The organism is Azotobacter beijerinckii (assembly GCF_900110885.1).
Classification (GTDB): Bacteria; Pseudomonadota; Gammaproteobacteria; order Pseudomonadales; family Pseudomonadaceae; genus Azotobacter; species Azotobacter beijerinckii.
This window is the reverse complement of the sequence record NZ_FOFJ01000170.1, coordinates 1-1,261: the sequence shown is the minus strand read 5'-3', so window position 1 is coordinate 1,261 and position 1,261 is coordinate 1. Positions and strand designations below refer to the sequence as shown.

Below are 1,261 nucleotides of genomic sequence, written 5' to 3'. Positions count from 1 at the left end.
AGCGTCACCGACGACCAGTTGCCGACCTACAACAGCTACGACAATGCCGTGCTGTACAACGACTACGTGGTGTCCTCGCTGATCGAGCGCTTCCGTGCCACCGATCCCAGCGGCTTCCTGCTCTACCTGGCCGACCATGGCGAGGCGGTGTTCGACGCACCCGATCCCAAGGTGCTCGGCCGCAACGAGGGCGCACCGACCAGTCCGATGTACACCGTGCCCTTCATCCTCTGGAGTTCGCCGAAGTGGCAGGCGCAACAGCAGGCGAGGGACTTCACCGCCAGCCTGCACCGGCCCTACAGCAGCTCGCACTTCATCCACACCTGGGCGGACCTGGCTGGCCTGCGCTTCGACGAGTTCGACCCGAGCAAAAGCCTGGTGAGTACCGAATTCCGGGAACGTCCGCTGCTGATCGGCAATCCCCTGCAGCCGAAGAGCCTGATCGATTTCAGCCTGATCAAGCCGAAGAAGCCCGTAGATCAGGACGCCGATCTCGTCCAGCAGGAGCGGGAGGCCAAGGACCGGACGATGTAAGCTCTTCCCTCGTCTGCTCCGACCGATTCCTGCCGGAGGGGGGGTGGTTCATTGCCGCTTTCTGGCCCGGCTACGACGTCGTGGCCGGCAGCCATTCCGCGGAGAACACCCTCACGCTCACCCTCGAGCCCAAGGTCTCCGAGCCGCCGTGCTGTGGCCGTTGCCGCCAGCCCAGCCCGCTGCTGCATGACCGGCGTATCCGTCTCATCCGTGACCGGGACCTGCTTGGTCGGCGCGTGCAGCTCCGCTTGCCCGTTCGCCGTGTCGATTGCCTCACCTGCGGCCGCGTCACCGAGCACATTCCCTGGCTGGCCCCGGCCCCACGCCTGAGCGCCTGGATCGAGGGCCTGCTGTAACTGCTGCCGATCAGCCACGTCAGCCGGCTCACCGGGCTGCACTGGCACACCCTCAAGGCGCTGGACAAGCGCCGCCTGCAAGTCTCGGTCGGCGCCTCCGATCCCGGCGACGTGCGTCGCCGGGTGATGGACGAGTTCGCCCTGCACAAGGGCCATCGCTACGCAACGGTGATCATGGATGCCGAGTGAACCCGCGCCCTCTCGGTGGGCCAGGGCAATCGCGCTATGAGGCATCCGGGCCAAACAGCAGTTGGGTTCGGTACTGCGCATTGGTGCAAGGTAAGTGATCCATGAACCCCGTCTGTTAACGGCCGAGCCGGTCTTTTACAGTGGCGCCGTCGGAGTGCAGTTCCACGGCAGCAGCGCCTCGT

The 1,261-nt window shown here is 65.5% G+C and carries 1 protein-coding gene and 1 pseudogene; both read left to right on the top strand.

Translation table 11 applies throughout. The features are described from left to right. Window positions 1–534: sulfatase-like hydrolase/transferase (locus tag BMY22_RS23445; RefSeq protein ID WP_167363803.1), on the top strand; the 534-nt coding region annotated here is incomplete at its 5' end. A 50-nt stretch (window positions 535–584) separates the two neighbouring features. Continuing rightward, window positions 585–1,076: pseudogene (locus BMY22_RS23440) on the top strand (transposase family protein); the annotation flags it as partial. Window positions 1,077–1,261 lie beyond the last annotated feature (185 nt).